The organism is Lentzea sp. NPDC006480 (assembly GCF_040611995.1).
Lineage (GTDB): Bacteria > Actinomycetota > Actinomycetes > Mycobacteriales > Pseudonocardiaceae > Lentzea.
Genome location: NZ_JBEXPJ010000117.1, coordinates 1 through 20,711, shown reverse-complemented (window position 1 = coordinate 20,711; position 20,711 = coordinate 1). Strand labels below are relative to the sequence as shown.

At 67.5% G+C, this 20,711-nt stretch carries 22 protein-coding genes and 5 tRNA genes; 20 read left to right on the top strand and 7 right to left on the bottom strand.

The annotated features are described in order from the left end of the window. Positions 1-50 precede the first annotated feature (50 nt). Positions 51-875 (bottom strand): serine/threonine protein phosphatase, encoded by an 825-nt coding sequence (locus ABZX92_RS33150; protein WP_355568157.1) that lies wholly within the window; start codon positions 873-875, stop codon positions 51-53. Further along, positions 872-2,404: a polyprenol phosphomannose-dependent alpha 1,6 mannosyltransferase MptB gene (mptB, locus tag ABZX92_RS33145; RefSeq protein ID WP_355568154.1), complete on the bottom strand. Its 1,533-nt coding sequence runs from the start codon at positions 2,402-2,404 to the stop codon at positions 872-874. The genes ABZX92_RS33150 and mptB overlap by 4 nt, the downstream gene beginning before the upstream one ends. Before the next feature lie 124 nt (positions 2,405-2,528). Between mptB and ABZX92_RS33140 the strand changes: the two genes are divergently transcribed. The 16 genes from ABZX92_RS33140 (at position 2,529) to ABZX92_RS33065 (ending at position 11,504) form a co-directional block, all read left to right on the top strand. Further along, positions 2,529-3,218 (top strand): metalloregulator ArsR/SmtB family transcription factor, encoded by a 690-nt coding sequence (locus tag ABZX92_RS33140; protein ID WP_355568152.1) that lies wholly within the window; start codon positions 2,529-2,531, stop codon positions 3,216-3,218. Next, positions 3,215-4,669 carry a Fe-S cluster assembly protein SufB gene (gene sufB, locus ABZX92_RS33135; RefSeq protein ID WP_355568149.1) on the top strand — a complete coding sequence of 485 codons (1,455 nt, stop codon included), beginning with the start codon at positions 3,215-3,217 and terminating at the stop codon, positions 4,667-4,669. Before ABZX92_RS33140 ends, sufB begins: the two co-directional genes overlap by 4 nt. A gap of 1 nt (position 4,670) precedes the next feature. Further along, complete coding sequence (gene sufD / locus ABZX92_RS33130; RefSeq protein ID WP_355568147.1) at positions 4,671-5,828, top strand: Fe-S cluster assembly protein SufD; 1,158 nt, start codon at positions 4,671-4,673, stop codon at positions 5,826-5,828. Next, a complete protein-coding gene (locus tag ABZX92_RS33125; protein WP_355568145.1) occupies positions 5,825-6,139 on the top strand; it encodes a non-heme iron oxygenase ferredoxin subunit in 315 nt (104 codons plus the stop codon). The genes sufD and ABZX92_RS33125 overlap by 4 nt, the downstream gene beginning before the upstream one ends. Before the next feature lie 33 nt (positions 6,140-6,172). Continuing rightward, positions 6,173-6,946 (top strand): Fe-S cluster assembly ATPase SufC, encoded by a 774-nt coding sequence (sufC, locus tag ABZX92_RS33120; RefSeq protein WP_355568142.1) that lies wholly within the window; start codon positions 6,173-6,175, stop codon positions 6,944-6,946. Positions 6,947-6,972: 26 nt separating this feature from the next. Then, positions 6,973-8,250, top strand: coding sequence for a cysteine desulfurase (locus tag ABZX92_RS33115; RefSeq protein ID WP_355568139.1), 1,278 nt, complete (start codon positions 6,973-6,975; stop codon positions 8,248-8,250). Continuing rightward, positions 8,250-8,690: a Fe-S cluster assembly sulfur transfer protein SufU gene (gene sufU / locus ABZX92_RS33110; RefSeq protein WP_355568136.1), complete on the top strand. Its 441-nt coding sequence runs from the start codon at positions 8,250-8,252 to the stop codon at positions 8,688-8,690. The genes ABZX92_RS33115 and sufU overlap by 1 nt, the downstream gene beginning before the upstream one ends. A 38-nt stretch (positions 8,691-8,728) precedes the next feature. Further along, positions 8,729-9,079: a metal-sulfur cluster assembly factor gene (locus ABZX92_RS33105; RefSeq protein WP_355568168.1), complete on the top strand. Its 351-nt coding sequence runs from the start codon at positions 8,729-8,731 to the stop codon at positions 9,077-9,079. A gap of 89 nt (positions 9,080-9,168) precedes the next feature. Next, a complete protein-coding gene (locus ABZX92_RS33100) occupies positions 9,169-9,738 on the top strand; it encodes an SPFH domain-containing protein (protein WP_355568133.1) in 570 nt (189 codons plus the stop codon). A gap of 362 nt (positions 9,739-10,100) precedes the next feature. After that, a tRNA-Gly gene (locus ABZX92_RS33095) sits at positions 10,101-10,173 on the top strand. Between the two features lie 9 nt (positions 10,174-10,182). Beyond that, positions 10,183-10,256 (top strand) — tRNA-Leu (locus ABZX92_RS33090). Between the two features lies 1 nt (position 10,257). Continuing rightward, positions 10,258-10,333: transfer RNA gene (locus ABZX92_RS33085), tRNA-Leu, on the top strand. Positions 10,334-10,423: 90 nt separating this feature from the next. After that, a tRNA-Ile gene (locus ABZX92_RS33080) sits at positions 10,424-10,500 on the top strand. Between the two features lies 1 nt (position 10,501). Further along, a tRNA-Val gene (locus tag ABZX92_RS33075) sits at positions 10,502-10,576 on the top strand. Positions 10,577-10,647: 71 nt separating this feature from the next. After that, positions 10,648-11,046 (top strand): hypothetical protein, encoded by a 399-nt coding sequence (locus ABZX92_RS33070; RefSeq protein ID WP_355568131.1) that lies wholly within the window; start codon positions 10,648-10,650, stop codon positions 11,044-11,046. Between the two features lie 14 nt (positions 11,047-11,060). Beyond that, complete coding sequence (locus ABZX92_RS33065) at positions 11,061-11,504, top strand: NUDIX hydrolase (RefSeq protein WP_355568128.1); 444 nt, start codon at positions 11,061-11,063, stop codon at positions 11,502-11,504. Here ABZX92_RS33065 and ABZX92_RS33060 read toward each other — a convergent pair. After that, entirely contained in the window at positions 11,495-11,905 is a 411-nt protein-coding gene (locus ABZX92_RS33060; RefSeq protein ID WP_355568125.1) for a CBS domain-containing protein, read from the bottom strand. The genes ABZX92_RS33065 and ABZX92_RS33060 overlap by 10 nt on opposite strands. 136 nt (positions 11,906-12,041) lie before the next feature. Here ABZX92_RS33060 and ABZX92_RS33055 point away from each other — a divergent pair, with 136 nt between their 5' ends. From ABZX92_RS33055 to ABZX92_RS33045, 3 genes are read left to right on the top strand one after another with little or no spacing between them, the layout of a single operon-like run. Continuing rightward, on the top strand, positions 12,042-13,313 hold the full coding sequence (locus ABZX92_RS33055; RefSeq protein WP_355568123.1) for a prenyltransferase/squalene oxidase repeat-containing protein: 1,272 nt from the start codon (positions 12,042-12,044) through the stop codon (positions 13,311-13,313). After that, on the top strand, positions 13,310-14,392 hold the full coding sequence (locus ABZX92_RS33050) for a cytochrome P450 (protein WP_355568120.1): 1,083 nt from the start codon (positions 13,310-13,312) through the stop codon (positions 14,390-14,392). Before ABZX92_RS33055 ends, ABZX92_RS33050 begins: the two co-directional genes overlap by 4 nt. Beyond that, positions 14,380-15,210, top strand: a complete 831-nt coding sequence (locus tag ABZX92_RS33045; protein ID WP_355568117.1) for a UbiA family prenyltransferase — start codon at positions 14,380-14,382, stop codon at positions 15,208-15,210. The genes ABZX92_RS33050 and ABZX92_RS33045 overlap by 13 nt, the downstream gene beginning before the upstream one ends. Here ABZX92_RS33045 and ABZX92_RS33040 read toward each other — a convergent pair. The 4 genes from ABZX92_RS33040 to ABZX92_RS33025 form a co-directional block, all read right to left on the bottom strand. Beyond that, on the bottom strand, positions 15,207-16,007 hold the full coding sequence (locus ABZX92_RS33040) for an SAM-dependent methyltransferase (protein ID WP_355568114.1): 801 nt from the start codon (positions 16,005-16,007) through the stop codon (positions 15,207-15,209). The two genes, ABZX92_RS33045 and ABZX92_RS33040, sit on opposite strands and share 4 nt — an antisense overlap. Positions 16,008-16,078: 71 nt before the next feature. Beyond that, positions 16,079-17,167 (bottom strand): glutamate--cysteine ligase, encoded by a 1,089-nt coding sequence (locus ABZX92_RS33035; RefSeq protein WP_355568112.1) that lies wholly within the window; start codon positions 17,165-17,167, stop codon positions 16,079-16,081. A 130-nt stretch (positions 17,168-17,297) separates the two neighbouring features. Further along, positions 17,298-18,974, bottom strand: coding sequence for a GGDEF domain-containing protein (locus ABZX92_RS33030; protein WP_355568110.1), 1,677 nt, complete (start codon positions 18,972-18,974; stop codon positions 17,298-17,300). Between the two features lie 125 nt (positions 18,975-19,099). Beyond that, positions 19,100-20,047: a lycopene cyclase family protein gene (locus tag ABZX92_RS33025; protein WP_355568107.1), complete on the bottom strand. Its 948-nt coding sequence runs from the start codon at positions 20,045-20,047 to the stop codon at positions 19,100-19,102. 7 nt (positions 20,048-20,054) lie between these two features. Here ABZX92_RS33025 and ABZX92_RS33020 point away from each other — a divergent pair, with 7 nt between their 5' ends. After that, positions 20,055-20,525, top strand: coding sequence for a nitroreductase/quinone reductase family protein (locus ABZX92_RS33020; RefSeq protein ID WP_355568104.1), 471 nt, complete (start codon positions 20,055-20,057; stop codon positions 20,523-20,525). The last annotated feature ends 186 nt before the right edge of the window (positions 20,526-20,711 follow it).

The following is a 20,711-nucleotide window of genomic DNA, read 5'->3' as shown; positions in this document are numbered from 1 at the left end:
CCGGCTTCGATCTTCCCCTGACCAAGGAGTCGTCCGCCGAACGGGTGTGGTTACTGACCCATCAGCCGGGCGTAGAACGCGTTCAGGCGAGCAGCTGTCGGTTCCAGGCGCGTCAGCAGCTCGGACTCGGCCACGCCCGCTTCCTTCAGGTAGTTGACCAGGTGCACCGCGACCAGCTCCGCGTCGTGTCCGGCGTGCACGCGTGCGAACTCGCGCTCCACGGGATCCAGGTCGAACCGCGGCGAGGTGGCCAGCCCGAAATCCGCCAGGTAGACGCGAGAGCCGTCGGTGCGGATGTTGCCGAAGTGGATGTCCAGGTGCAGCAGGCCGAACGAGCGCAGCGCCGGCACGATGCCGTCGAGCTGGCGTTCCAGCTCGGGCACGCGCTCGACGGTGAGCCACTCGCGGATCGCGAACGGGATGTGCTCGAAGAAGAGCACCAGGCTGTGCGTGGCAGCCGCCAGCTCGGTGAGACGCGCACGGATCTCGAGCGAGCCACCGAGTCGCGCGCAGGCCTGGTCGATGTCGGCGTACAGCGGTGCGACCGGCGGACGGCCCGGCAGCACGCGGAAGTGGTGCAGCGCGGGAAAACCGGGGGTTCCGGACACGAGCTGGTTCGCGGCCAGCTCGCGCCACGCGCCGAAACCCGGCGACCCGATGCCGAACTGGCAGATCACCGGCAGCCCGAACAGGTTCGCGGTCGAGAACGGCCGCGCGAGCTCCCGATCCGTCAGCGGAACGCGCTTGGCGAACACCGGCGTGCCGTCGACGTCGAGCAGAACCGGCCCGCCACCCGCGCCCGATCCGAGCGCCTTTCCCCTCTCCAGCAACGAAACCAGCGAGGAGTCGGACTGCTGGGCGAGCCAGTCCCTCACGCGGGGTCGGACCTGAGGAATGGTCCGACGCGTTTGCGGGCGATCAGGACGCAGACGGCGAAGGTGATCACGGCGCCCGCGACGGCCTGCGGGATCGTGTAGGCGCGGCCGTCGAACGCCGAGCCGGTGGGCGGCAGGACGATCGCGATCAGTGCCGAGGTGACCATGGCGAACGTGCGGAACTTCGGGCCCACGACCGCGGCGGCCAGGGGGAGGGCCGCCCAGAGCACGTACCAGGGTTGCAGGACCGGACCGAGGACCAGGATCGCGCCCAGCGAGGCGCCCAGGCCGTTCATGGCCTTGATGCGGCCCTTGAAGCTCTGCCAGAGCAGTCCGGCGGTGATCACCACGGAGATGCCCTGGCCCAGCATGCGGGCCACGGCGACCATCGCGTCGGTGTGGTTGCCCAGGCCCAGCGTGATGCCGATGCCCGCGCCCATGATGCCCAGCGCGGTCGGCGGCGACATCCAGGACTTGACGGTCGAGGCGACGTCCAGGGTGGTGATCCAGCCGAAGCCGAAGCCGGTGCCCAGGCAGATCACCACCACGCCGACGGCGGCGATGACGGTCATGATCCCGGCCACCAGAGCCAGGTGTTTGAGCTTGCCGCCCAACTTCCGGGCCACCATCACGCCGAGGAAGCCGAGCGCGGCCATGGCGGGGATCTTGACCATCGCGCCGCAGACGATGATCGCGGCGCCGCCGGTGATCCACGTCCATTTCAACGGTTCGAGGCCGCGCATCGCGAGTTCGAGGCCCACGAGCATCAGGCCGAGGGCGAGGCCGTCGTTGTGCACGCCGATGACGAGGTGGAAGAGCACCAGCGGGTTCAGCGCGCCCAGCCACAACGCGCCGACCGGGGGAACGCCGAACCGGGCGGCCAGCCGGGGCAGCGCCCACACGATCATCGCCAGGCCGCACAACACCAGCAGCCGGTGCACGAACACGCCGGACACGACGTGGTCGCCGGTCAGCATCGCGGTCAGGCGGCCGAACGCGAGGAACAACGGCCCGTACGGCGCCGGAGTCTCCCGCCAGATGTTCGGCACACCGCGGGTCAGCACGTGGTCGACACCGAGAGCGTTGGCCGGGCCCAGCACGTAGGGGTCGAGGCCACGCGCGGCGATCTCGCTCTGCGCGAGGTAGGAGTAGACGTCGCGCGAGAACATCGGCACGCAGAAGACCAACGGCACGGTCCACATGAGCAGCGTGCGGTCCATCTGGCTGCGCGAGACCAGGCGGGGGCGGCCGGGGCGCACGAAGCGGCCCAGGGCCAGCCAGGCCGACACGATCATGAAGATGCCGGTCCAGACGACCCCCATCGCGACCGAGGGCATCCGCGAGAAGAGGCCGAGAACAGGCACGCCGTACAGCGGCGAGTAGATCGGGGCGGCGCCGCCACCGAGCGATCCGACGGTCAGCAGAAGCGCGCCGATCGTGCCCCAGCGACGGACGATGTCCAGCTGACGACGCTCTCGACCGTTCAAGAGGTCGCTCTCCGGAGTCACGGCTCCGCCGGAAGTGGGCATGCGGGCAGCGTATCCAGCCACGTTCAGCCGTGAGTCAGGTCACCCTGTAGCCGCGATCTTTGCGACCTCCGGCTAAATACGCAACACTGGTGTTGTGAAAAACGCCGAGACCCACCTTGACGCCGTGCCTCAGCACGACGGCAAGACTCGGCGTGCTGTCGCCAGGCTCCTGCTGGAGCAGGGCCCGGTCACCGCGGCAGCAGTTGCCGAGGAGCTGGGCATCAGCCCGACAGCGGTGCGCCGGCACATCGACGCGCTGCTCGCCGACGGCGAGGCACTCACCAGGGAACAGCCGCGCCAGACCCAACGCGGTCGTGGCCGTCCCGCGAAGCTCTTCCTGCTCACCGACGCCGGACGCGCCCGGTTCGGCCACGCCTACGACGACCTCGCGGTCGCCGCGATCAGGTTCCTCGCCCAGACAGGTGGCGAGGAAGCGGTCAAGGCGTTCGCGCAGAGTCGTGTCGACGCACTCGTCGAGGGGCACCGTGCGGCGATCGTGGCCCAGGCCACACCCGCTGACCGGGCCAAGGCCCTCGCGACCGCGTTGACCAGGGAGGGCTACGCTGCGTCGGCACGTCACGTCGGCGTGGGCGAGCAGTTGTGCCAGCACCACTGCCCGGTAGCTCACGTGGCGGCTGAGTTCCCCCAGCTGTGCGAGACCGAGACGGAAGCTTTCGCGAACCTCCTCGGTTCTCACGTACAGCGCCTCGCGACGATCGCAAGCGGCCATGCCGTGTGCACGACGCACATCCCGAACGTTCAACCCGGCTCTGCCGGAAAGCTCATCCCAGATGATGGAGGGGAGCCCGCATGACTGCCGCTGCCGAGCAGCGCACGCCCACCACGGTGCAGTCTCCGCTCACGCAGGAAGAGACGATTGCGTCTCTCGGCAACTACGAGTTCGGCTGGGCCGACTCGGACACTGCCGGCGCGAGCGCCCGCCGAGGCCTCAGCGAGGACGTCGTTCGCGACATCTCGGCGAAGAAGGACGAGCCCGAGTGGATGCTCGAGTACCGGTTGAAGGCGCTGAAGCTCTTCGACCTCAAGCCGATGCCGAACTGGGGCGCCGACCTCTCTGGGATCGACTTCGACTCGATCAAGTACTTCGTGCGTTCGACCGAGAAGCAAGCTCAGAGCTGGGAAGACCTGCCTGAGGACATCAAGAACACGTACGACCGGCTGGGCATCCCCGAGGCGGAGAAGCAGCGCCTCGTGGCCGGTGTCGCCGCGCAGTACGAGTCCGAGGTCGTCTACCACCAGATCCGCGAGGACCTGGAGCAGCAGGGTGTCATCTTCCTCGACACCGACTCGGGCCTGCGGGAGCACCCGGAGCTCTTCAAGGAGTACTTCGGTTCGGTCATCCCGGCCGGTGACAACAAGTTCTCCGCGCTGAACTCCGCGACCTGGTCCGGCGGCTCGTTCATCTACGTGCCGAAGGGTGTCCACGTCGACATCCCGCTGCAGGCCTACTTCCGGATCAACACCGAGAACATGGGCCAGTTCGAGCGCACGCTGATCATCGTCGACGAGGGTGCCTACGTGCACTACGTCGAGGGCTGCACCGCGCCGATCTACTCGTCCGACTCGCTGCACTCCGCGGTCGTCGAGATCATCGTGAAGAAGGGCGGCCGCTGCCGCTACACGACGATCCAGAACTGGTCGAACAACGTCTACAACCTGGTCACCAAGCGCGCCAAGGCCGAAGAGGGCGCGACCATGGAGTGGGTCGACGGCAACATCGGCTCCAAGGTGACCATGAAGTACCCGGCCGTCTTCCTGATGGGCGAGCACGCCAAGGGCGAGGTCCTCTCGATCGCGTTCGCGGGCGAGGGCCAGCACCAGGACGCCGGCGCCAAGATGGTCCACATGGCACCGCACACCTCTTCGACGATCATCTCGAAGTCGGTGGCGCGTGGCGGTGGCCGCACGTCGTACCGCGGCCTGGTCCAGGTCAACAAGCGGGCGCACCACTCGAAGTCCACGGTGAAGTGCGACGCGCTGCTGGTCGACACGATCAGCCGCTCGGACACCTACCCGTACGTCGACGTCCGCGAGGACGACGTGCAGATGGGTCACGAGGCCACGGTCTCGAAGGTCTCCGAGGACCAGCTGTTCTACCTGATGTCGCGCGGCCTGAACGAGGACGAGGCCATGGCGATGATCGTGCGCGGGTTCGTCGAGCCCATCGCGCGCGAGCTCCCCATGGAGTACGCACTCGAACTCAACCGCCTGATCGAACTGCAGATGGAAGGGGCCGTCGGCTGACATGGCCGCCCTGTCGACTCAACCTCACTCCCACGGAGCTGTCGTTCCGGTCTCCTCGCGCGCGGCGCACTTCACGTCCTACGACGTGGACGCGTTCGAGGTACCGGGCGGTCGTGAGGAGATCTGGCGCTTCACGCCTCTCAAGCGTCTTGCCGGTCTGCACTCCGGCGCTGCGGCAACGGGTTCCGCTGCCGTCGAGGTGAACGCAGCTGAAGGTGTCACCGTCGAGACCGTGGGTCGTGACGACTCGCGGCTCGGCACCGCCGGCGTTCCCGGTGACCGCGTCGCGGCGCAGGCGTACTCGTCCTTCGAGAACGCCACGATCGTGACGCTGCCCGGTGACGCGAAGTCCGAGCCGACCACCGTCACGGTGACCGGCGCGGGCATCGGTGCCGTCGCCTACGGCCACATCCAGGTCAAGGCCTCGCAGTTCGCCGAGGGCACCGTGATCCTGGACTTCCGCGGCTCCGGCGCGTACGCGGACAACATCGAGTTCCTCGTCGCGGACGGCGCTCACCTCACGGTGATCACCATCCACGACTGGGCCGACGACGCCGTGCACGTCTCGCAGCACCACATGAAGCTCGGTCGTGACGCGACCCTGCGGCACACGGTCGTGACGCTGGGCGGCGACGTCGTCCGGGTCACCCCGGTCGTGCAGTACGCGGGCCGCGGCGGCGACGCGGAGCTGTTCGGTCTGTACTTCGCGGACGCGGGACAGCACCAGGAGCACCGGCCGTTCATCGACCACGGGCAGCCCAACTGCCGCAGCAACGTCGTCTACAAGGGCGCGCTGCAGGGCGAGGGCGCGCACACCGTGTGGATCGGCGACGTGCTGATCCGTGCGGCGGCCGAGGGCACCGAGACGTTCGAGCTGAACCGGAACCTGATCCTGACCGACGGCGCGCGCGCCGACTCGGTGCCGAACCTGGAGATCGAGACCGGCGAGATCGAGGGCGCGGGCCACGCCAGCGCCACCGGCCGGTTCGACGACGAGCAGCTGTTCTACCTGCAGGCGCGCGGCATCCCGGAGGAGCAGGCACGGCGTCTCGTCGTGCGCGGTTTCTTCCAGGAGCTGATCGCGAAGATCGCCGTCCCCGAGGTGCGCGAGCGCCTGGAGGCAGCCATCGAGGCAGAGCTCGAGGCGGTCGGCACGTGATCAAGGTGTGTGCACTGTCCTCGTTGGACGACCGCAAGCCGTTCGCTGCCAGCGTTGACGACGTCGACGTGGTTCTGGTGCGCGACGGTGAGCGGGTGCACGCGCTCGCTGATCTGTGTTCGCACGCGGCGGTGTCGTTGAGCGAGGGCGAGGTCTTCCGCAAGGGGATCGAGTGCTGGTTGCACGGGTCGTGCTTCGACCTGGAGACCGGCAAGCCCTCCTCGCCGCCCGCCACCGAACCGGTCGACGTCTACGCCGTCGACATCCGTGACGGCGACGTCTTCGTCGACGTCACCGTCACCACGAACTGACTTCTAGCTACACCACCAGGAGAACGGCAAGTCATGGCCACCCTTGAGATCAAGGACCTGCACGTCTCGGTCGTCAGCGAGGACGCTCCCAAGGAGATCCTCAAGGGCGTCGACCTGACGATCAAGGCCGGCGAGACCCACGCCATCATGGGCCCCAACGGCTCCGGCAAGTCCACGCTGTCCTACGCGATCGCCGGGCACCCGAAGTACACGATCACCTCGGGCACCGTCACGCTCGACGGTGAGGACGTCCTGGAGATGTCCGTCGACGAGCGCGCCCGCGCGGGCCTGTTCCTCGCCATGCAGTACCCGGTCGAGGTCCCCGGCGTCTCGATGTCGAACTTCCTGCGCACCGCCGCCACCGCCGTCCGCGGCGAGGCCCCGAACCTCCGCCACTGGGTGAAGGAGGTCAAGGGCGCGATGGCCGACCTCGACATCGACCCGGCGTTCGCCGAGCGTTCGGTGAACGAGGGCTTCTCCGGCGGTGAGAAGAAGCGCCACGAGATCCTGCAGCTGGGCCTGCTCCAGCCGAAGATCGCGATCCTCGACGAGACCGACTCCGGTCTGGACGTCGACGCGCTGCGCGTCGTGTCCGAGGGTGTCAACCGCTACAAGGCCTCCGGTGAGGTCGGCGTCATGCTGATCACGCACTACACCCGGATCCTCAAGTACATCTCGCCGGACTTCGTGCACGTCTTCGCCGGTGGCCGGATCGTCGAGTCCGGTGGTCCCGAGCTCGCGAACCTGCTCGAGGCCGAGGGTTACGTGAAGTACACCGGTTCCAAGGAAGCCGCAGCACTGTCCTGATGTTGTAGGTGTTGAGAGGAGGCGCTGTGACCACCACCGCAGCACCATTGGATGTAACCGCTCTTCGGGCGGACTTCCCGATCCTGTCTCGCACCGTTCGTGACGGGAAGCGCCTGGTCTACCTGGACTCCGGCGCCACCTCGCAACGCCCGACGCAGGTTCTGGACGCGGAGAAGGCATTCCTGCAGACCTCGAACGCCGCGGTCCACCGGGGTGCCCACCAGCTCGCGGAGGAAGCGACCGACGCGTACGAGGGTGCGCGTCAGCGCATCGCGGACTTCGTCGGCGTCGACTTCGGTGAGCTGGTCTTCACCAAGAACGCCACCGAGAGCTTCAACCTCGTGGCGTACGCGATGAGCAACGCCGCCACGTCCGGTCCCGAGGCCGCGCGGTTCGTCGTCGGCCCCGGCGACGAGATCGTCGTGACCGAGATGGAGCACCACGCGAACCTCGTGCCGTGGCAGCAGCTCGCTGCCCGGACCGGCGCCACGCTGAAGTGGTTCAAGCTGACCCCGGACGGTCGTCTCGACCTGTCCGATGTGGACAGCGTGATCACTCCGCGCACCAAGGTCGTGGCGTTCACGCACCAGTCGAACGTGACCGGCGTGATCAACCCGGTCTCCCTGCTGGTCGCGGCCGCGCAGAAGGTCGGCGCTCTCACGGTGCTGGACGCGTGCCAGTCCGTTCCGCACGGCCCGGTCGATTTTCATGCTCTGGGCGTCGACTTCGCGTCGTTCTCCGGCCACAAGATGCTCGGCCCGTCCGGTATCGGTGTCCTCTACGGACGGCGCGAGCTGCTGGAGGCGTTGCCTCCCTTCATCACCGGCGGCTCGATGATCGAGCTGGTGAAGATGGAGGGCTCGACGTTCGCGCCGCCGCCGCAGCGGTTCGAGGCGGGTTCGCCGATGACGTCCCAGGCCGTGGGTCTGGGCGCCGCGGTGGACTACCTCTCGATCGTGGGCATGGAACGGATCCACGCGCACGAGCACGCGCTGACCGTTGCCGCGCTGGAAGGTCTTGCGGGCATCAAGGGTGTCCGGCTGATCGGCCCTGCCGACGCGGTCGACAGGGGCGGCGCCGTGCCGTTCGAGATCGAGGGCGTCCACCCGCACGACGCCGGCCAGGTGCTCGACAGCCTGGGCATCGCCGTCCGCGTGGGTCACCACTGCGCGTGGCCGCTGCACCGCTGCCTGAACGCCCAGTCGTCGGTGCGCGCGACGTTCTACCTGTACAACACGCTGGACGAGGTCGACGCACTGGTCGACGGCGTCCGTGAAGCGCAGAAGTTCTTCGGGGTCGCCTGATGCAGCTGCAGCAGATGTACCAGGAGATCATCCTGGACCACTACAAGAACCCGCACGGCCGAGGCCTGCGCGACCCGTTCGACGCGGAGTCGTTCCAGGTCAACCCGACCTGCGGCGACGAGGTGACGTTGCGCGTTCTGGTGCGTGACGACGTGGTGCGGGACGTCTCGTACGACGGCCAGGGCTGCTCGATCAGCCAGGCCTCGACGTCGGTGTTGACCGACCTGGTCGTGGGTAAGCCGGTGGGCGAGGCGTTCAAGAAGCTGGACGCGTTCGTCGAGCTGATGCAGGGCCGCGGCCAGATCGAGCCGGACGAGGACGTCCTGGAGGACGGCATCGCCTTCGCCGGCGTCGCGAAGTACCCGGCGCGCGTGAAGTGCGCGCTGCTGGGCTGGATGGCGTTCAAAGACGCAGTAGCACGAAGCCAGGGAGCAGCATGAGCACCGGTTCTGAAGAGGTAGTCCGGGGCGCCGAAGGCATGCCGGTCTTCGAGCCCAAGGCTGACGTCGCCGCACTGGACGACGTCGAAGAGGCGATGCGCGACGTCGTCGACCCTGAGCTCGGCATCAACGTCGTCGACCTGGGTCTCGTCTACGACATCCACGTCGACGAGAAGAACGTCGCCACCATCGACATGACGCTGACGTCCGCGGCCTGCCCGCTGACCGACGTCATCGAGGACCAGACCCGCGCGGCCCTGACCGGCGGTGGGGGCGGTGGCCTCGTGTCGGACTTCCGCATCAACTGGGTGTGGATGCCGCCGTGGGGCCCGGAGAAGATCACCGACGACGGCCGCGAGCAGCTGCGCGCACTGGGCTTCACCGTCTGAGGTTCTCGTTTTGCCGAACGGCGCGCATCCATCAGGGTGTGCGCCGTTTCTGCGTGTTGCGCGCTTGACCCGGGCCGCGACAGGTCTACGTGGACATCATCGGGATGCTGTTGCTCTTCGCGTTCCTCGGGCTGTTCGGCGCCTTCTGGGTCTTTCTGCTGTCGGTGATCGTGCTGAGCATCTTCTCGTCGCACATCAGGCGAGGCGAGGTCGTGGTGACCTACCGCTTGGGCTCGAGGCGAGTCGACCGCGTCTACGACGTGCCGGGCCGGTACTGGCGACTGCCCCACGGTGACACCCGTGTGCTGAAACTCCGAGTCGACGAACCGGTCGTCCTCACGCAGAAACCGGTCGAGGTCCGCGCCCTGGAGAACACCTCGGTCGTCGTGACCGTGCGCCTCGTCATGGAGGTCACCGACCCGGTGCGGTACGGCACCGCGCTCGTGGGCAAGGAACTGGAGGACTGGCAGGCTGAGGCGATGCCCGGCCTGATCGCCGCGGTGGTGGCGGGCTACACGTTCGCGCAGGTGCTGAACGACCGCGCCGAGGTGACACGGAGCATCGAAGAGGCGGTGAGGCCGGCCGTCCCGAACTTCGGCCTCGCTTTCGTGCGGGCCGCGATTGTCGAGGCCAGCGGTCCGCCGTTGCCCCGCAAGTGACCTGTGCCGCAACAATCCACCATCTGGAACGCAATTAAATGCGTTGCGGGCCCGCGTGGCCGTCGCATAACTTGATCCCATCACGAACGACAGAGATCAACCGGAGGAAGACATGCTTGCCAAGGCTCAGCTCGCGGGATGGCGAATTCTCGCCTTCCTCGCCGGTTGCCTTCTGGTGCTGGCGTGGGGTTCCAGGCCATGACCTCGTAGCAGGTCCTGACCTCGGAGCCGCCAAGGGGAAACCCAGGCGGCTTTTGTTTTGCCCTGCCCAAGAATGCCGACGAGCTTTGGAAGCGGAACGGATTCCAAACCCGTTTCCCGAGGGTTCGACTCCTTCCGTCGGTGCGCAACAAAGTGAATACGCGGTCGTGGTGAACTCGGCGGACACGTCGGTCTTCCAAACCGAAGCAGAGGGTTCGATGCCCTCCGGCCGCTCGCACTGAAGTGGATCTAGCCCAACTGGTAGAGGCACATGGTTGAGGGCCATGACAGTCGGGGTTCGACTCCCCGGATCCGCACGCCCTTGTAGCCCAACGGGAGAGGCAACGCGCTCAGAACGCGTCCAGTCCAGGTTCGAATCCTGGTGAGGGCACCACACAACTGAACATCGAAGGGGGACGCGCCGGCGCGCAGGTGATCCTTGCAAGATCGCCCTGGAGGGTTCGACACCCTCGTCTTCCACTGTCGTCCCGTAGCTCAGCTGGAGAGAGCGTCCGTCTGATACGCGGTAGGTCCCAGGTTCAAGTCCTGGCGGGACGACCAACGTCCGGTAGCTCAGCGGAAGAGCGTCTGTCCTACAAACAGAGGGTCCCAGGTTCGAACCCTGGCCGGACGACCAAGCCACCTTCGAGTGAAACGCCGCTCGTGGGGGCGAGCGGGGCTGACGTTTGGTTTCTAACGTCCCATCACATGCGGACTCTCTCGGCGCTGCTCGTGACGATGGCCCTGATGCTCTGCGACCTGCCTTCCCACGCCGGACCGAAGGTCGAGCGGCACATCGAGTTCTCCATCGAACACCGGTGGGACGGCCAGAACGTGACGTTCAGGGGTGCCGTGTCGCGCATGTCGGACAACACCTACACGGTCACCGGCGACCTGCGCTCGAACTGCGGCGGGCCGCGGCGGGACATCAGGCTCGAGTACAGCCTCATGGACGAGCCGTGGAAGTCGTCGCCGGAACGCCACTGCGACGACGCGGGATCGTTCAGCTCAGGAGCGCTGCCCATCAGGAGACCGCAGAACATCGAGGTCCGGGTTTGTATCTCGACGAGCTGCGGCGGCCACAGGTACTTCGCACCCTGGAACTGAGTACAAAGGGAGCTGTGGATCACAGCAGCAGACCGATCTCCGCCGCCGGCGCCCTCTTCTTCGACGACGAGGACCGCATCCTGCTCGTCGAACCCACGTACAAGCCGCACTGGGAGATCCCCGGCGGCGTGATCGAGCGAGGCGAGACCCCGCGCGAAGCCTGCAGGCGCGAGATCGAAGAAGAGCTCGGCCTGATCAAGGAGCCCGGCCGGCTGCTCGTCGTCGACTGGGCACCGCAGCAGGACGACGACCGGATCCTGTTCGCCTTCGAAGGCGGCCTGATCACCGACCCGGCCGCGATCCGCCTCCAGGCAGCGGAACTCAGGTCCTGCGAGTTCGTGCGACCAGCGGAAGTGCCGGATCGCCTGATCCCCAGACTCGCGCGCCGCGTCAAGGAAGCGCTGCGAGCCCGGGAATCAGGCGAGACCCGCTACCTGGAACACGGCCGTCAGGCGTAGACCCGTTCCACGAACGACGCCAGCTTGTCCTCCGGCAGGTGCCGAGCCAGGTCCGCCTCGGACACCATCCCGACCAGCCGGTGGTTCTCGATCACCGGCAGCCGCCGGATCTGGTTGTCTCCCATGGTTTCCAGCACGTGCGCCAGGTCGTCCGAAGCTTCGACCCAGTGGACGTGGCCGCCGAACTCGCCGGCGCGGGTCGTCGCCAGGTCCAGGCCCGCGGCGACGGCCCTGATCACGATGTCGCGATCGGTGATGATGCCGTGCAGCCGGTCGTCCTTGCCGCAGATGGGCAGGGATCCGACGTCGAGGTCCCGCATCATGCGGGCGGCGTCCAGCAAACTTGCGTCCTCGTCCACGCACCGCACTCCGGGGTGCATGATCTCGCGTGCTGTGGTCATGTCCCTCAGGATCCGCCCGGCTAAACCACTCTGCAGGGTGGTCCGCTGAACGGCCTAAACGCTTGCGGGCCCAATGGTCCAAAGTGCTACTCTCTGTGGTCCTACGGTTACGCAGTTGCTATCTCCGGGGGCCGCGATGAACCTGTTAGCGGAACTGACCGCCGATCCCTGGAGCGGTGTCACACCGTCCGTGTACGAGACCGGCAGACTCGTCGCGCTGGCACCGTGGCTCGAAGGCCACCACGCCAGAATCCGCTACCTCATCGACACCCAGAACCCGGACGGCACGTGGGGCGGACCCGGCGAGTACGCGCTGGTCCCGACGCTGAGCGCGGTGGACGCACTGCATCGCCACCCGGCGGCGAGAAGAGGGCTTGAGGCACTCAGAAAGCTGTTCAGCCGGCCGCTCACACTGCCCGACACGGTCGCCGTCGAGCTCATCGTGCCCGCGCTCGCCGAACGGCTCGGTCTGCGCACCCCGCTCGACCCGCGCCCGCTGCACGCCCTCAGACATCGCCCGCTGCCAGAAAAGCTCTGGCACACCCTCGAAATCTTCGGCCCGCGCCCGGAGGTCACCACGGTCGACGGCATCGTCGCCGCCAGCCCCGCCGCCACCGCCACCCAGTTGCGGAGACCGACGCCGAGCCAGAGCCTCGACTACCTCGAAACCGTCCAAAGAAGACACAACGGCCCGGTCCCCGCAGGCGTTCCGGTCCCGCTCTTCGAACGCTCCTGGATCATCGTCGCCCTCAAGTCCGCCGGCCTCGACGTCCCCGACCCCATGATCGAGCAGATCAGGTTCACCGCGGCAGGCGCGGCCGGCGGACCAGGACTCCCCGCCGACGCCGACGACACCGCCACCGCGCTGCACGCCCTCGCGTTGTGCGACAGCCCGCGACCGACCGAGGTGCTCAACCGCTACCGGGAAGCCCGCCACTTCGCCTGCTTCCCCCACGAGCGCACCCCGTCCACCAGCACGAACGCCCACGCCCTGCAGGCACTCAAGGAAGACGAACAACTGGAGGAATGGCTCAGAGACATGCAGGAACCAGAAGGCTGCTGGCGCGACAAGTGGCACGCCTCGCCCTACTACGCGACCGCGTGCGTGACGAACGCCCTGCACGGCAACGAAAAGGCGGTCGACTGGGTGCTGCGGACGCAGAGAACCGACGGCTCGTGGGGCCGCTGGGTTGGCACCTACGAGGAAACGGCCTACGCCATCAGAATCCTGTCGCACTCACAACGGGACACCACGAAGGCCATCACCCGCGGCGCCAGGTTCATGCAGGAGTGGGGCGACCGGGAGCACCCGCCGCTGTGGCACGACAAAGACCTTTACGCCCCAACGAGAATCATCAGAGCTGAGGGCATGGCAGCGCTCCACCTCGCCTGCGCGGTGTGCCGATGAACCGGACTGAGCTGCGGTTCGCACTGCACCTGATCCCGTTCCTGGACTCGGTGCAGGACTTCGAGGACGGCATGATCAAGCTCAGGGACAGGCGCTGGCTGGTCTGGCACCCGGACGTCATGGCCGCGCTCTTCCGCCACGACCGCGAGCTGCGCCACCCGCCGAGCCGCACGCTGAGCCCGTTGCTGGGCACCAGATCCGTGCTCTGGCTCGACGGCGACGAGCACACGAGATACCGCCGCACCCTCGCACCCGTCTTGCGAGGCAGCAGGTACCAGGCCCTGATCGACGAGATGGTCGACCGCGCGATCGCGGAACTACCGGCCGACCCGGTGAGCCTCCCGAACTGGACCAGAAGACTCACCCTCGGAATCATGGGCCGCATCGTCTTCGGCGTGGACGACGAGGAACTGCTCCAAGCGTTCACCCGCTGGCTGGACCGCCGCCTGAACAGCCGAGTCCGCACCCTCGCCCACAGATACCTGACGCCCGGCACCACCAGGTTCGACCCGCACCTCGACCGAATGCTCCTGCACAGAGCCAGAACCGCCGAACCACCGGCGCTCGCCGCCTATCTGCCTCAGGAAGACCTGCGCGACCAGGTCGTCTCACTCCTCTTCGCCGGCCACGAGACCACCGCGAGCGCCACCGCGTGGACCCTGTACTGGATCGACCAGAACCCTGGCCTGTGCGACGAAAACCTGCTCGAAGCCACGATCATGGAGTCGCTGAGGCTCTCTCCACCGGCCGCGCTCGCCGGGAACAGGATGAGCGACGACGGCATGGTGATCACCCCGAGCATCTACCTCGCGCACCGCCGCGCCGCCAGCTACGACCACCCGCACACGTTCGACCCGACGAGAAAGCCGCCACCGCCCGGCGCGTTCTTCCCGTTCGGCGGGGGAGTCCGGCACTGCCCCGGCAAGGACCTGGCGCTGACGGAGATCCGCACGATCGTCCGGGCGTTGCTGCGGCACAAGCGCATCCGGCTCAACAGCACCCACTGCACACCCCAGCTGCGGGGTGCCGCGATGGCACCTCCGCCGAGCCTCGCGATGGTGGCCACGTGCCGGCGCTGACCTACCTCCACCGGCTGGAACACCCCTTCGGCGTGCACTACGCGTGCTGCGCCGCCTGGGGTGCCTGTTATGCGACGAGATTCGACCTCGCCGTGATCATCGCGGTGCTCGCCAACTTCGTCGCGATCATCTCCGGCAACCCGCTGAACGCCTACGCCGACGTCCGCAACGACATCCACACCGCCGAGAAACGCCATCTGGCTCAAGCGGTGCAGGAGATCGGCACGCGGAAGGTCCTCGCGCTGGCGATCTTCGAGATGATCTTCGCGGAGGCGCTGGCGATCGCCGTGTCGTGGCGGGTCGCGGTCGGTGTCGGGCTGATCCTGGCCCTGTACCTGGCGTACAACCTCGAACCGATCAGGTTGAAACGCCGTGGCTATTCCGGCCCGGTCGTACTCGCGATCGCGGCGGGCCTGTTGCCGAGCGTGACAGCGTATGCGGCCGCCGGGGGACAGGCGGACCCGGCGGTGTGGCTCGTCTTCTCCGGCGTCGCCGCGCTGGCGACCGGCCGAGCGCTGTGGTGGGCCGTGCCGGACCGCGTCGGCGACGCCCGCGTCGGTTCGAACACGCCCGCAGTCGTCTACGGCACAAGGCATGCGGTCAACGCGACCACCCAGCTCACGGTCGGCGGCCTGTTGCTGGTCGGCGGCGGTCTGTGGTTCAGGTTCGGGTGGATGTGGGCCGCGGTGGGCGTGGCGGCGTGCTCGGCGTTCCTGCTGGCGCGCGACCTGCCGACGGCCAAGCAGCAGCTGCGTTACGGCATGTCGATGGCAGTGGTGTCGACGATCGTGCTGGCCGCGATCCCGCTCCTCGCCTAGATCTTGCGCGCCAGTCCGCCGCAGCCCTGGAAGTTCTCCGGGTTCCGGTCCTGGATCTCGTCGGGATCCGGATCCCACAACGGAATCGGCACCACGCCCGGCGACTGGATCTCCATGCCGTCGAAGAACTGCACGACCTGCTCCGGATACCGGAACGTGAACGACGGCAGCGGCTGATCCTCGTACATGGCCCCGAAAAGCCCCACCGCGGCCAGCATGAACGGGTCGCGGCACGTGTGCGACAGCCCGAGGTAACTGCCGGGCGCCAGCGCGTCCATGTACTTGGCGAGCACCTTGTGCGGCTCGGCCGAGTCGGGCACGAAGTGCAGCACGTCCAGCACCAGCACGGCGACCGGCTCGGACAGGTCCAGCGTCGTGCGGACCTCCACCGACTCCAGCACCTTCTCCGAATCGCACAGGTCGGCGCACAGGTACGACACGCGAGGATTCCCCGCGACGAGCGCACGGCCCTCGCTCGCCACCGCCGGGTCGATCTCCACGTACACCACGCGCGCGTCGGGCGCGACGAGGTGCACGTTGTCCGCGGTCGGCAGGCCGGAACCCAGGTCGAGGAACTGCCGGATCCCCAGCGCGGTCAGTCTGCTGACGACTCTGCCCAGGAACGAGCGGTGCGTGCGGCACAGGTAAGGCAGGTGCGGTGCCGCGGACACGAGGTGGGCCGCCAGTTCCTGGTCGGCCTCCGTGTTGTGGGTGCCGCCGAGCCAGTAGTCCCTGACGCGCGCGGTGTTGGGTTTCTCCGGACCGTTCACTCCCGGTGCCCAGATGGGGGTGGCCACGGGGACTAACTACCGGATGCGGGCTTGGAGGCACACCAAGCCGACTGAAGATGTACCCGATCGAGTGAAGATCAGGCCGGTGCAGTCTGCGCGACCAGGAATCCCACCACGTCGTCGAGTCTGCCCCGCCGCGCGAACGCCCTCCGCTGGCGAGCCGCACCCGTGCCGTCGAGCAGCAGCCGGTCGACGCCGTCGCTCACCAACTCGTAGTCCCCGGAGAACTCCAGCGCCGGCCGGATCCACCGCAGCAACGACGCCGCGATCGTGGACGCGGGAGTGGGCGAACCGGTGACCGGGTCGATGCCGAAGCCTTCCAGTCCGTCGCGCGCGGCCCGCCACATCGCGACCTTCAGCAGGTGCGGAGGGATCGGCGTGGGCGCGGCACCGGAACTCAGTGCGGTGGCGGCGATTCCGCGCACCAGAGCGGCCATCAGGACGGCTTCCTCGACGGTCGGCGCCACGTCCGAGACGCGGAGCTCCAGCGTGGGGTGGCGCGCGGACAGCCGGACGTCCCAGTAGAGCATCCCGGCGTCCATCGCCGCGCCGCTCGCGACGATCTCCTCCCGGGCCGCGTAGTACTCGGCCGCGGAGTCGAAATGCGGCGGCGCACCCGAAGTGGGCCAACGATTCCAGACGACGTAGCGCCAGCTCGCGTAGCCCGTGTCGGCGTCGAGCCAGTAAGGCGAGTTCGCGCCGAGTGCCAGCAGAGTCGGCAACCACGGCCGCAGGTGGTTACTCACGAAGATCTTCGACTCGTCGTCTGGCAACCCGACGTGCACGTGACAGCCGCAGATCGCGAGGTCGTTGGTGAGCGCTCCCATCTCCTGCGCCATCCGGTGGTAGCGAGGGGAGTTCGTCAACGGCGTGGGCATCGTCAGGCCCAGCACGGGAGTCCCGGTCGCGGCGAGCCTCGCGTCGTGCCTCGCCGCCCGTTCGATCAGCGCCCGGCGCGCGACGGCCAGTTCGTCACGCAGCTCGCTCATGTCGGTGCAGATGCCGCTGGCCGATTCCACCTGGTACTGCGCGATTTCCGGCTGCAGGTCGACCTGGTAGCGGTCGGCTCCGGCGAGAACCTCGTTGGCACGGTTGGCCAAGTGCCCGGTCGAGGACTCGACGAGAACGAACTCTTCTTCCACCCCAACGGTGAGGAGGCCGTCCATGCTCGTGCGTTGCGCGGGTACCGCTTGAGTTCTGCTGCCGACCTGCACGCCGAACCTCCTGTGCGCTGAGTAGCGACCTCGATGCTATGAGTGATCAGGTCGTCGCACAGGAGGCGTTCGGTTGTACTTCTCAGCTCACCGCGCGTTGCGCGACACCCCTCAGCACGTCGCGTCGATCGGTGCCCGGCCGGCCCATGACCCAACTCGACCCGGCTAGCGACTTCGCGTGCTCCTTGACGGGTGCCAGCAACCGTGACACCTCGCGATACGACCCCACTGACCCCGGTGCACAGATAAGGGTCGCAAGAGAGAGGGTGATGTGTCGTCCTTCTGCCGTGTACGGCTTGTCCAGCAAACGAGCACTCAGCGGCACCGTTTCGTCCAGCCCGGCGAGAATCAGGAAGTCGTCCCCACCGACGTGGCCGACCTGCACACCGGGGAACGCGTGCGCGAGGTCCGCCAGGTCGTGCCCTATCTCGCGGATCAGGTCGTCGCCGGCCGCGAACCCGACCGTGTCGTTCACCAGCTTGAAGCTGTCGACGTCCAGCCAGGACACCGCGAAGATCTCGCCGAGCTCGATGCGCCGGTCGACCTCCGTGGAGATCGCGTCGCTGCCGGGGAGCCTGGTCAGCGGGCTGAGCGCGGCCGCCTGCTCGACCTTCAGCTCGGCGACACCGCGCACAACGTCCGCCACGCGCACGACGCCCATGCACCGCTCGTTGTGGTCCACGACGATGAGGTCGTCGTTGGTGCGCTCACGGTTCGCGCTCGCCACCACGTCGAGGAGGTCGAGCGCCGACGACTCCGTGCCGATGATGTGGGGCTTGTCCGCGAGCCGTGCGGCTTCTCGTTTGGCGTGCAGGGCGTGCCCGTACGGCCCGGTGACCGCGAGCAGGAACCTGTTGCGGTCCACGGACCACTTCGGGCGGCCCTCGTCGTCCACCAGCACCACGCCGGTGACCGACGGCTGGCTCGCCAGGACCTCGCGCACCTCTTCGCTGGTGGCGTGTTCGTGCAGGGTCGTCGCGGGGTGCAGGAACGCGGTGATCCGCGGGCCGGTGTTGTTGCGGCGGATCTCCCCGGTCTCGGTGACCGCCTCAGGTGCGATGCGGGCGTTCACCGCCGGCCGTCGCTGCGGAGGTGCGAGCAGCTTGCCCTGCGCGTAGCCCACTCCCAGCTTGCGCAGGTAGGTCAGCTCGGCCTCGGTCTCCACACCTTCGGCCACGACCTGACCGCCCGTGTACTCGCCGAGGTGCACCAACGACTTGACGAGCGCACCGCGCGCCGCGTCGCCTGGGAGGCTCCTGACGATCTCGCGGTCGAGCTTCACGTAGTCGGGTGAGGCGCTGGTCAGCAGGCCGAGCGGCACGTCGCCCTCGCCCACGCAGTCGAGCGCGATCCGGAAGCCGTTGTTGCGCAGCGTCTGCATCCCGCGCGCGAGACGGGCGCGGTTGGCACGTGAGTACGGCTCGCCGATCTCGATCACGATGCTGTCGGGGGAGCGGCCGGAGTCCCGGAGCGCGCCGTAGAGCGGGCTCATGATCTCGGGCTTGTCCGCGACGGTGATCGCTAGCAGGTTCACGTGCAACGGCAGCATGAGGTTGAAGTCGGCCGCGGAACGGATGGCGCGACAAGCGAGTCCGACGTCGGCGTTCGCCAGCAGTCCGGCCTGGAAGGCGGCCTGGAGGAGATCCTGCACGCTGCCGTCGTGCGGCCGGGCCAGAGCCTCCACCGCGACGACGCCCCCGGTGTTCAGGTTGAACAGCGGCTGGAAGGCGAACCTGACGTCATCCAGCAATGCGGGCACGTCTCAGATCGTGCCGGTGCGAATGACCTGCGGGAAAGTGGGTTTACCAGGTGTTCACGAGGTTGGCGGAGATCCGCCACGGCGTGGCTGCTCTCGGTGATCCGGTGCTCACGCTGGGAGTTCGTTCAGAGGATCAGCTTCGCTTTGAGGCGTAGCGGAGCCGCTCTGAACAGTGCGGTCATCGCCGCCGTCGTTCCTTTCACGTCCTCCCTGCCGGAGAGGTAGGCGCGCTGGAGTTCCGGGTCGAGGCGGAAGAACAGTTCGAAGAAGTCCCTGGTCTGGTCCGCGTCCATGCGCAGCAACGACTCCAGGCCGAATCGCCGGAGCGCGTGGACTGTTCGCGCTTTTCGCGACCAGATGACGTGTTCTGGGTTCTCGCCGGCCTTGATGGCCTGCGCGACTTTCGGGGCGAGCGTGAGAGAAGTGGCGACGCTGTAGCCCGTGGCCGGGTGGATGAACCCTGCTGCTGCGCCGAACGCGTGAGGTGCGCGTGGTGCGTCAAGGGGGAAGCGGACGCGCTCCTCTTGCGGGCCTGGTTCCAGCCGTGTGTGGAGTCTTCTTCTGAGCTCGCTGAGCGGCATGCCTGGGCGTCTTGCCAGACAGGTCTCCTCTACGAGCGTGCGGTTGCCGCCCAGCGGGACCGTGTAGAGGAACGTGTCGCCGTTGCGCCAGTCCATCAGCGTCGTATCGGTGTTGTCCGACTCGATGACCGTGCCTACGGCCGTTTGCTCGGCACGGCCCTTGCGCGCGCCCGTGGCGTTGAAGGTGTAGCGCGCCTCTGTTGGTGCCTTGAGGATCTCTACTTGTTCTGGCAGCTCGTGCAGTCGTGCGTTGTCGAGGACGACGTAGGTGCGTGGGATCAGGTGCTCCTCGCGCGCGTAGGCGCGCACGGTCGTGCTTTGAGTCTTGGTCGGTGTGTGTGGTGGGAGCTCGTCGGCCCACGCGCCGTAGGTCGCCGTGTAGACGCGATGGGGGTGGCGGTCGACGATCGCCGTGTCGAGGCCTTCGTGTGCGCACGCGCGGGCGAGCGCACGGCCTGCCGGGCCACCACCGATCACGACTACGTCGTACACGGAGTCCATGATTGACGTTGTGGCCAAGACCTACCGCACGACCCTCATCCGCCGCGTCGGCAACGTCGTCATCAGTGGCGCCGTGTCTCTCGGGATCGCGCCCTCTCACTACGTACTGCTCTCCATCCGTGGGCGTCGCAGTGGTGTGGAGCGGACGATCCCCATCCGTCTGATGCGTTTCGACGACCAGGAGTGGTTCGTCGCGCCGTACGGGGTTCGCGACTGGGTGCGCAACGCGCGAGCGGCCGGCTCGGCGGTCGTGCGAAGGGGACGCAGGTCACGTTCGGTTCGTTTGACGGAGGTTTCCGCGGCCGTTGCGGCGCCGGTGCTGGCCGCTTACGTGGTGAAGGAGCCCGTGACTAGGCCTTTCTTCGACGCACGGGTCGGTGACCCCGTCTCGGCGTTCGAGGCCGAGGCTGCGCGCCATCCGGTCTTCCAGGTCGAGAACGTGCAGGTCAGCGGCGGTTCCGGGGCTTAGGGGACCCCCCGATTTTGAGATCGAAACCGGCCTGTGTAATGTTCTCCAAGTCAGAGCGACACGGGCCGGAAAACAAGCCGGAACGAGCCTGGCAACACAAGCCCCGGAAGTAATCAGCCGAAAAGCTGACGTGACTGCGGTGAGCGCGTGTTCTTTGAGAACTCAACAGCGTGCCGAAACACAGCC